We start from the raw sequence: 8,231 nt of genomic DNA, 5'->3' as shown, positions 1-8,231 counted from the left end.
GCATCCAGCTCAGTGCAGACGCTTCGCCGGCGGCGCCGTATCGGAAAGTGAGGTCGTAGATCTGCTGAACAACCACCTGGGTGGCACCGCCCGGGCCCCCGCCCGTCATCGCGTACACCTGGTCGAACACTTGGAAGCCGTTGATGAGTGAGATGACGACGACGAAGAACGTACTCGGGCTGAGAAGGGGGAGTGTGACGCTGAACAGGCGCCGCCACCATCCGGCACCATCAACGCGTGCGGCGTCGTACATGTCAGGATTGATGGCCTGCAGCCCCGCAAGGAGGATGACCATCACGAAACCGAGGTCCTTCCAAGCTGAAGCAATGATGATCGACGGCATCGCCCACGCTGGGTCCGCCCACCATCCCGGGCCGTCCACCCCGAAGAAACCGAGGACGAGATTCACGATCCCGTTGCTCGGGTTCAGAAGCCACCGCCACACGATCGCGACAACGATCCAGCTCGTCACAACCGGTAGGAAATAGATTCCTCGCAGGAACGAGCGCCCCTTCAGCTGTGTGTTGAGAGCCAGCGCGAGGGCGAGCCCGCCGATGTAAACGATCGGCAGGTAGCCGACGATGTAATACAGAGTGTGCAAGAAGACATCGCCCGTTCGCGAGTCCGTTACGAGCGAAATATAGTTGCCGAAGCCGACGAACTCCATCGGGCTGAGCAGGTTCCACGAGTTGAGACTGATCCACGCCGCGGACACCATCGGGCCGAGCACGAAAAGCAGCAAAGGAACCGCACTCGGCACCAAGAAGATGGCGACCGTGAGTGCGTACGTCACACGGTTCGACCGTGACCTGCCGCGCGGAACCGCCTGAATCGACGGCGTCTCAACGTGGACGGGTGGACGCGGGGGTGCGAGCGTCACTCCGTGCCTCCGTGCGGAGCCGACTGCTCCACGAGACGTTCGCGAACAAGGCGCCCCTGATCGCCGGCGAGGTCATCGGAATCGAACGGTGTCGCAAGCACCAACGCCGCAGCACCCTGAGCCCAGCTCTCGTCCTGCCACGACTCGACCGCGACACCAACACCACGACGGCTCGGAATCAGCGACGAGCGAAGGGCCGGCTCGAACCCGAACGACCAATGCGACCACGCCGCGGTGCCCTCACCGAGGATGACAATGATCTCAGGGTCGAGCATGTGCACGATCCCCGCAAGAGTTCGGCCCAACAGATGACCCGCCTCGCTGAAGATCCGCGCTGCCTCCGCGTCACCGCTGTCTGCTGCGGCCATGAGCTGGTCGATGCCACTTGCACCGTTGAGAACTCCGCGTTGATGAGCGGTACGCACCAAAGCGGACTCACCGATCTGTGCCTCGAGACAGCCGACATTCCCGCAGGTGCAGGTCGCACCGCCCTCAATCACAGGGGTGTGACCGATTTCACCGGCGCCACCGCCAGCACCCCGAAGCACGACACCATCAACCACAATTCCCGCGCCCACACCGGTACCAATCGTGACAACCAGAAAGTTCTCGTGCTTCCGGCCCAGCCCGTACAGGCGCTCAGCAACCGCAAGGGCGTTCACATTGTTCTCAACAATCACCGGCAACGACAATTCACGACGAAGCGTCGAGCCGACAGGCACTTTGCTCCACCCCAGCTGTGTCGAATCCACAACCCCAATGCCCTGTTGATCGACATTTCCGGGCAGGCCCACTCCAACCCCAAGAACGCGTTTGCTACTACCACCCGCGATGAACACCCTAAGCAAGGTTGTCAGGTCTGAAAGGACCGTGGACGCTGCCGCGTCGAAAGGCTCGCGGGCCGAGCGAAGGACTGTACCGTCCAGGCCAACTTCTACGAACGCGACGTGATCCGCGACGACCTTGACGCCGATGGCTCGACCGGCGTTGGTTGCCAGACCGAGCATCCGCGCGGGCCGGCCGCCCTGTGACGGAGAGTGATCCAACTCGAGTACCAAACCATCGACGAGAAGATCCTTGATCAGTTGCGTCATCAGCGCCGGTGAAACGCTCAGGGTGCGGGCAAGATCTGCGCGGGACAGTGGACCCTGTGCGCCCAACCGTGCGAGGATCGCCGATCGGTTGACATCCGTGCGAGAGTTCGAGCGAAGCGACATTGTTTCCTCGTTTATTTAGTCTTGAATATACGATAGCGGCGTGCGGCTTCATGTCAAGTAGACGGACCCGTATATGAGGAGATGGCCTCGGAAACGGTTGGTTTCCGAGGCCATCAGCATCTCCTGATCGATGCGTCAGAAGCTTCCTACTGTCGTGCCACCGGCGCCCGAGCTTGGCGTGGTGATGGTTGAGTTAGCGCCTGGTTGCCATGCATCGGCCGTATCGGGATAGTTTGCTTCCCCCCGTTTGATGCACTTCCACTCGACAGTTGTGCTGGGAGGCAAATTGGAGATCGTGCCGGTCCATGTTGGGTAGCTCGTCGGGCTCAATTCGACTGCGCTGGCAACCGACCATTCGCCGAGTTGCGGAACGTTCCCGACGGCGTACACGGATTGACCTGCAGTGGTCACGCCAGCGTTGCATTGGAAATTGACTCAATCAACTCGGAATTGGATGGTCCAAGAGCGAGAGTGAGCAAGATCTGACGTTCGCATTCAATTAGCCCATTCACCACGCTCGCGGTCTCTCACGTCGACCTTAAAAGCAGTCCGGGGTGCGCATCTAGCGAGGTCGTGGGCCGCCGGTCAGATCCGTTCCCACTCGAGGCGATTGTTCCACGCGTAGCGGTAGTAGTCGGCGTGCACCAAGTCGGACCCGGCAGCCTCATCCACGATGACCGTCACGCGCGGGTGCAGCTGGATGGCCGAGCCCGGTAGCGACGCGGTGAGCGGGCCCTCCACGGCTCCCGCCAGGGCCCGGGCCTTCGCGGCACCGAAGGCGAGAAGCACCAGGTGGCGTGCGCGAAGGATCGTGCCGAGCCCCTGCGTGATGCAGTGCATGGGCACCTGCTCCGGTGAGTCGAAGAAGCGCGTGTTGTCGAGCCGCGTCTGTTGGGTCAGCGTCTTGATCCGGGTGAGCGACGCGAACGATGACCCCGGCTCGTTGAAGCCGATGTGCCCGGTGCGTCCGATCCCGAGAATCTGCAGGTCCACACCGCCCGCATCCGTGATCGCCGACTCGTAGTCGTCGCCCGCGGTCTCGAGGGGACCGCTGTCGGCCGGCACACGCACCAGCTCTGGGTTGAGTCCGAGCGGTTCGACGACTTCCCGCGTAATGACGGAGCGATAGGACTGTGGATGCCCCGCCGGAAGCCCCACGTACTCATCGAGCGCAAACCCCCGCACCTGCGCGAGGTCGAGGTTGCGCGCCGCGAGCGCGGTCCATGTGGACAGGGGGGTGGAACCCGTCGCGAGCCCCAGCACAGCACGGGGGTTACGGCGGACGAGCTGCTCGATCGCATCCGCGGCCACCCCGCCCGCGGCAGCCATCGACCGGACGATTACCACTTCCGCCATCAGGCCACCCCCACTAGGGCGGCGCCAACGGCCGCCGCCGGGAAGTCGACGGGCACGATCGCGATGCGGTCGCTGAGCCCGGTGGAGGCGAGGAAGCCCGACGCGGCCTCCCACGATGCGAGCACGGCCCGAACCTCGTCGAGGAGGACCGGCCCGAGAGTCGAGAGCCCGCCCCCGATGACGACACTGTCGACGTCAACGGTGAGCACGAGGATGCGGACTGCGGCCGCGACGTTCTCGACGAATCGGGAGGTGACCTCCCTGGCCAGGGGATCACCACCCGCGGCGGCGGCGAAGAGCGCCCGAGCGGGCTTGGGATCATCGGTCGGCCACTGCCGCGCAATCGCGGACCCCGATGCGAGCATCTCGAGGCAGCCGCGCTGGCCACACGGGCATTCCGGGCCCCGCGGGTCGACCGGGATGTGGCCGATCTCGCCCGCGGTGCCACGCGAACCCCGCCACACCCGGCCGTCGATGATGATCCCGGCGGCGAGCCCCGTGCCGAGGTTGAGGTAGGCCATCGAGAAGCTCTCGGGCTTCTCGAGAAGGTGGAACGCACCGAGCGCCGCGGCGTTCACGTCGTTGTCGATGCGCACGGGACGCCCGAGCCGGTGACTTAGTTCTACTCCGAGCTCAAGCCCCTCGAGGCCGAGGTTCACAGCGTGGGTGACCCGGCCGGTGCCGTTGTCGACGGCTCCGGGGATTCCGACACCGATGGAAGCGAAACTCGTGATTTCGGTCCGCGCGAGTTCCGCGAGCCGGGCGACGGCGGAGACCGCGGTCTCGAGCACGGCATCCGGTCCGAAGCCGGTGGGCAGCCTGAGCCGCTGCACGATCGTCCCGGTGGGTTCGATGACCACCGCATCGGTCTTGGTGCCGCCGATGTCAATGCCGACGCGCAGCGTGCTGCCGGTGGCGAGCCCCGGATCGGCGCGCAGCCGGGTGTCGGTCATCCCTTCACCGCCCCGCTCACGAGACCCGACGTAAGTCGACCCTGCACGATGAGGAAGAAGATGATGACGGGAACGGCGACGAGGGTCGACGCCGCCATGACCTGGCCCCAGTCGGTCTCGCGCGTGGCAGAGGCCTGTACGAAACCGCGCAGCCAGAGCGGCAGTGTCTGGGCGGCCTCCGAGGGCAGCAGCACCAGGGCCACGGTGAACTCGTTCCATGCCTGCAGGAACGCATAGACACCGGATGCCACCAGCCCGGGGGCGAGCAACGGGAACGTGATCCGCATGAAGGCTCCAAATCGGCTGAGCCCGTCGACCATCGCGGCCTCCTCGAGATCGACGGGGACGCCCGCGACGAAGCCCCGCAGCATCCAGATGGTGAAGGGTACGACGGCGGCGATGTAGATCACGCTGACGCCGACGACGCTGTCGAGCAGGTGCACGCTCGAGACCATCTTGTACTGAGCGATGAAAAGGCCCTCGGCCGGGAGCATTTGCACGATGAGCACGGCGATGACGAAGCTGCGGCGACCCCGGAATCTGAACCGGCTGATCGCCGCGGCGGCGAGGAATGCAAAGACTATGCAGAAGAGCACCACCGTGAGCGTGATGGCGACACTCATGCCGAGGGCGCTGAAGAACGAGCCGTCGGCGATCGCCCCGGTGTAGTTGCTCACGGTTCCGTTGAGGGGGAAGAAGGTCGGGATGAACGACTGCAGGATCGCCGTGGGGATGAATGACGAGCTCACCATCCAGTAGACCGGGAACGCCCAGATCAGGGCGATGATGACGGCGAGAGCACTCAGGAGCCCCTTCGCAAGTGGGCGGTTCACGCCACGTCCTCCTTCAGCAGGCTGCGGATGTAGAACCAGCTCAGGGCGATCGTGATCCCGAGCACGAGGATCGACACGGCCGAAGCCATCCCGAAGTCCTGAGCACTCGTGCCGAGCTTGTAGATGTAGGTGCCCAACAGGTCATAGTCTCCTGACTTGGAGCCGGCATCCTGCAGCAGTTTGATCTGCGTGAAGACGCGCAGGTCCCAGATGAGCTGCAACAGCAACACGATCGAGATGACCGGTCGGATCATCGGGAGAATGATTCCCCAGAATCGCTGCCAGCCGGTCGCGCCATCGAGCTGCGCGGCTTCCATGACCTCGTCTGAGACCTGGGTGAGCCCGGCGTAGACGGAGAAGGAGACGAAGGGCACGCTCATCCAGACCACGATGATTGAGGCGACGAGCAGGAAAGTGAAGGGTGTGGATAGCCAGTCGAAGCGGTTCATGTCGACGCCGGGAACCATGTCGAGCAGGTAGTTGATGGCGCCCCTGCGGCGGTCGAACAGCCAGATCCACACGGTCATGGCCGAGACGACGGGCATCGACCAGGCAAGCAGGAGGGCGACCTGCAGCACGAGCCGCGCAGTCGTCGTCACGGCGGACATGAGCAGAGCGAGCAGCGTTCCGAGGCCCAGGGTCACGAAGGCGGTGATCAGGCAGAAGGCGAGGGATTTGCCGACGACGACCCACAACTGCGGATCGGTGGCGAGCGTGATGTAGTTGTCGAGCCCGACGAAGGATGGGGCCTGGCCGAATTGCTGTTTCAGCCCGTACTCCTGGAACGACGTGACGATCTGCCAGATCACCGGATATCCCATGCCGAGCACGAGGATCGCTATCGCCGGGATGAGCAGCAGGTGCGGAGCACGGATGCCGCGGCGGTTGTTCACGCGGGTGAGAGCGTCAGCAGACACGGCTGGTCCTCCTTTCGGCAGGGTTGGTCGGCATGGTTGAGAAGTCGATGGTGCCGGCTGGGCGACGCTGGCACGTCGCCCAGCCGGAGTGCGCAGCGTCAGCCGTTGATCAGGTCGTCGATCTTGGCGTCATACTCTTTGGCGAGTGCCGGGATGTCGCCGCCACCGTTGACCTTGCCGAAGAACTCCTCGAGAAGGCCGGATCCCTCGACAGCGGCCCAGCCGGGAGCGGCGGGGGTGAGCTTCGAGTTTGCCGCCGATTCCGAGAGAGCGGTGGCGAACTGGTCATCCCCGAGGGATGACGCATAGTCCAGGTTTGCCGGGCCGAGTCCGTTGGCGCCCAGCATGTTCTGGTACTCCTCCGAGAAGATGATCTTCATCAGCTCACGGGAGCCAGCCTGGTTCTTGCTGGCCGCAGAGACCGCGATGTTTGAGCCACCGGCGAAGACCGGAGCCGCGCCACCGTCCACCCCGGGGAGCACGAAGTTGCCGAAGGTCGCATCGTTCCAGGTCGCGACGGTCTTCGTGTCGTCTTTCGGGTCCGGTGCGAGGTCGCCGATAGACCAGTGCGCCCATCCTGGCGCGATGATCGTCGCCGCCTCCGGTACTCCGGTTGCCGCATTGTTGTTGATGTTGACCCACGGGGTGCTGTCTGCTTCCGTGACGGGTGCGAGCGAGGCATCCTGATACACCGTCTGCAGCTGAGTGAGGCCCTCGATCGTTTTGGCATCGGACAGACTCGACATCCAGCTGTCGCCTTCTTTCTTTGCGAGCTCCCCGCCGTTGGCGAAGATCCAGGAGACGCCGTTGCGCCAGTCTTCACCGCCGATATAGAAACCAGACTGCGTGTCGGTCTTCAGCTTGACGACACCCTCGTTGAACTGCGGGAGCGTAGTCGGAATTTCGAGCCCGGCGGCTCCCCATACGTCTTTGCGCATGAAAATATAACGCGAACCGAAGTAGTAGGGCAGCGCGAAATTGGCACCATCGACGGCCCCTACCTCGACGAAGGAGGGAAGCAGTGAGTTGCCACCTAGCTCGACGTACATGTCCGTGATATCGCTGAAAGCGCCGACGGAGGTAAATGTCGGCGACCAGGTGTTGCCGATCTCCGTCACGTCGGGCGTATTCTCGCTATCAGGTAGCGCGGTCGTGAGCTTCGAAAGGGCATCCGACCAGTCCTGCTGCTCAATGGTAAGGGTGCCCCCGGTTGCGTCTGCGTACTCTGTCTTAAGGAAGTCACGCAGCGTATCCGGGGTGTCACCTCCCATGAGCCACAGGGTGATGTTCTGGCCATCGGCTGACTGCTCGGCCGGAGCCGGCGTGGAGCACCCGGCAAGAACGACGAGTGCTGCGGTCGCAGCTGCGACCAGTCCGATCTTTCGCTTCATTGTGTCTTCCTTCTGTGGATGGAGTGTTGCGGGCAGTGATTCGTGGGGTCAGGAGACCCCGAGTTGCGCGGAGAGGACCATAACGGCGGCGCCGCGCATGACGATGTCTTCACCGAGCGTTGTCATCCGCAGCGTCAGATCGCCGTGGAATTCGGCCATCGTCCTGCTTCGGAGGGTCTCGATGGTCGCCAGGGCAAGCGGGCCATCAAGAAGTTCCGTCGGACCGCTCAGCACGATCTCGGCGAGGTTGAGCGCGCCGACGACGGGGGCAAGTGCGATGCCGAGGCGCTGCCCCGCCTCCGTCAGAATCTCGATTCTCGACTCCGGCGTTGCCGCGATGGCCCTCTCCAGTCGAGGGGTGGCGAGCCAGGTCTCGAGGCAACCGTGCTTACCGCATACGCATTCGAGGCCGCCGTCGGTGCCGACCACGACGTGGCCGATCTCGCCGGCGGCGAACCGGCTGCCAAAGAGTGGGGTCCCGTCAAGCAGGAGACCCGCGCCGACGCCGTGGCCGACCTTGACGAGCATCATGTCGCTGTCGGCATCGCCGAAGCTGTGCTCGGCGAGCGCGGCGGCATTCGCGTCGTTCGCCACCACGACGGGTAGCCCGAAGCGGGTGGACAGGATGCCCTGCAGGTCTTCACCAAGCCACCCCAGGTTGGGGGCGGAGAGCACGACCCCAGC

General features: G+C 64.1%; 8 protein-coding genes and 1 pseudogene. All 9 read right to left on the bottom strand.

Going from position 1 to position 8,231, the window contains the following annotated elements; all coding sequences use genetic code 11:
- A partial coding sequence (locus RMN95_RS03000) for a sugar ABC transporter permease (protein ID WP_309615479.1) occupies positions 1-793 on the bottom strand: 793 nt, incomplete at its 3' end.
- Between the two features lie 83 nt (positions 794-876).
- Positions 877-2,097, bottom strand: a complete 1,221-nt coding sequence (locus RMN95_RS02995) for an ROK family transcriptional regulator (RefSeq protein WP_309615478.1) — start codon at positions 2,095-2,097, stop codon at positions 877-879.
- Between the two features lie 135 nt (positions 2,098-2,232).
- Positions 2,233-2,520: pseudogene (locus RMN95_RS17085) on the bottom strand (carbohydrate-binding module family 20 domain-containing protein); the annotation flags it as partial.
- 162 nt (positions 2,521-2,682) lie between these two features.
- On the bottom strand, positions 2,683-3,453 hold the full coding sequence (locus tag RMN95_RS02990) for a glucosamine-6-phosphate deaminase (protein ID WP_309615477.1): 771 nt from the start codon (positions 3,451-3,453) through the stop codon (positions 2,683-2,685).
- Positions 3,453-4,406, bottom strand: coding sequence for an ROK family protein (locus RMN95_RS02985; protein WP_309615476.1), 954 nt, complete (start codon positions 4,404-4,406; stop codon positions 3,453-3,455). Before RMN95_RS02985 ends, RMN95_RS02990 begins: the two co-directional genes overlap by 1 nt.
- The gene (locus tag RMN95_RS02980) at positions 4,403-5,239 is read right to left on the bottom strand and encodes a carbohydrate ABC transporter permease (protein ID WP_309615475.1); all 837 of its coding nucleotides are present in this window, start codon (positions 5,237-5,239) and stop codon (positions 4,403-4,405) included. Before RMN95_RS02980 ends, RMN95_RS02985 begins: the two co-directional genes overlap by 4 nt.
- Positions 5,236-6,156, bottom strand: coding sequence for a sugar ABC transporter permease (locus tag RMN95_RS02975; protein ID WP_309615474.1), 921 nt, complete (start codon positions 6,154-6,156; stop codon positions 5,236-5,238). The genes RMN95_RS02980 and RMN95_RS02975 overlap by 4 nt, the downstream gene beginning before the upstream one ends.
- A gap of 98 nt (positions 6,157-6,254) precedes the next feature.
- Positions 6,255-7,547: an extracellular solute-binding protein gene (locus tag RMN95_RS02970; protein ID WP_309615473.1), complete on the bottom strand. Its 1,293-nt coding sequence runs from the start codon at positions 7,545-7,547 to the stop codon at positions 6,255-6,257.
- 48 nt (positions 7,548-7,595) lie between these two features.
- Positions 7,596-8,231: ROK family protein (locus tag RMN95_RS02965; protein WP_309615472.1), on the bottom strand; the 636-nt coding region annotated here is incomplete at its 5' end.

Source organism: Salinibacterium sp., from assembly GCF_031364185.1.
Classification (GTDB): Bacteria; Actinomycetota; Actinomycetes; order Actinomycetales; family Microbacteriaceae; genus Rhodoglobus.
This window is presented reverse-complemented; position numbering and strand designations above follow the sequence as displayed.